This is a genomic window from Stenotrophomonas sp. P5_B8 (assembly GCF_054049855.1).
The window spans coordinates 1-1650 of sequence record NZ_JBFULO010000624.1 but is presented as its reverse complement, the minus strand read 5'-3'; the positions used below and the strand labels follow the sequence as shown (position 1 = coordinate 1650).

Sequence of the window (1650 nt, the reverse complement as noted above, 5' to 3'; positions counted from 1 at the left end):
ACGACCACCTCACGCTCACGCAGAACGCGCGCCGCACCCACGTGGATTCGCTGTACCGCGGCGTGGTGACCTTCGGTGCACTCAACGCCGATGGCCGCACGCAGAACCGTCGCGGCGTCATGGGCACCGGCGATTCGGAGGGGGACACCTTCRACACCCGGCTGCAGGCACGCTTTGCCATCGGTGCGGCCGARCACACCGTGCTGCTCGGCTGGGACTGGCAGCGCGCCGACTGGGAAGGGGTACGCAGCGCGATGAGCAGTCCGCGCCCGATCGACATCTTCAACCCGGTGTATTCCACCTACGCACCCACGGTCAGCACTGAAACGCCGACGGCCGGGGTCAACCGCCAGAGCGGCGTGTACCTGCAGGATCAGATCGCACTGGCCAACTGGCGGCTGACCCTGGGCGGCCGCTACGACTGGACCAAGGACGACAGCACCAGCGCCAACCGCAACATCGCCACCGGCATCTCCACCCCCGGCGGCCACAGCGTGATCAAGAGCGAAGCCTTCACCGGCCGTGCCGGACTGTTGTATGTGTTCGACAACGGCCTCACCCCGTATGTGAGCTACGCCGAATCGTTCCAGCCGTCGACCAAGTCGCCGCTGGACAGCTTCACCCTCACCGCCCTCGAACCGGTTACCGGGTCGCAGTGGGAAGCGGGCCTGAAGTACCAGCCGGCCTCGGTGGATGGGTTGGTCACCCTGGCCGTGTACGACCTGCGCCAGCAGAACATGATCGTCGACGACCCGGTGGCCAGCCATCGCAACTGCGGCGCGACCGGCACCGCCACCTGTTCGATCCAGGGTGACGAAGGCCGCGTGCGCGGCATCGAACTGGAAGCCCGGATCACCCCGATCGACGGCTTCAGCCTGATCGGCGCGGCCTCGCGCATGGACTCGGAGATGACCCGCTCGGCCGCATACGCAGGCAAAGCGCTGGCGATGGTGCCCGACTACAGCGCCTCGTTCTGGGCGGACTACACCTTCCAGGACGGTGCGCTGCGCGGGCTGAGCCTGGCGGCGGGTGCGCGCTACAACGGCGTCAGTTATGGCGACAGCGCCAACCTGTACCGCATTCGGTCCTACACGCTGTTCGATGCGGCGCTGCGCTATGACCTCGGCCAGATCGGCAGCACCCATGTGCAGCTCGCGCTCAACGCCAGCAACCTGGCCGACAAGCGTTTTGTGTCCACCTGCACCGGCGTGTCCTCGTGCTACTACGGCAGCGGCCGCACGGTCATGGCGACGGCGACGTTCGGCTGGTAATGAGGCGTCGGCGGGTCGCCGGGGGTGCGGGCCAACGCCCGGCGAAACAGTCCATCGCCGGACGGTGGCGTTGATCGGGGATGCCGCGCAGCCGACCAACGGTCGGCTCTACGGTGGGTCGGCGACCACTACCAACGGCACGCCGCGCTGCGGGTGCTGCAGCACGATCACCGGCTGCTGGTAGACGCGACCCAAGTGGGCTTCGGTCAGCACCTGCGCCGGGGTGCCGTCCGCCGCTACCCTGCCCTGTTCCAGCAGCACGATGCGGTCGGCATGCCCGGCCGCCAGATTCAGATCGTGCAGCACCACGATCACGCAGGCACCGGCATCTGCCAGGGCGCGCACGCTGCGCAGCGTGCGTTCCTGGTGGCGCAGGTCC

Annotated in this window: 1 protein-coding gene and 1 pseudogene; one reads left to right on the top strand and one right to left on the bottom strand. The window is 68.0% G+C overall.

The features are described 5' to 3' along the window. On the top strand, window positions 1-1271 hold a 1271-nt coding region (locus ACXJKH_RS20090; RefSeq protein ID WP_457322004.1), incomplete at its 5' end, for a TonB-dependent siderophore receptor. 108 nt (window positions 1272-1379) lie between these two features. Here ACXJKH_RS20090 and ACXJKH_RS20085 read toward each other — a convergent pair. Beyond that, window positions 1380-1650: pseudogene (locus ACXJKH_RS20085) on the bottom strand (hemin ABC transporter ATP-binding protein); the annotation flags it as partial.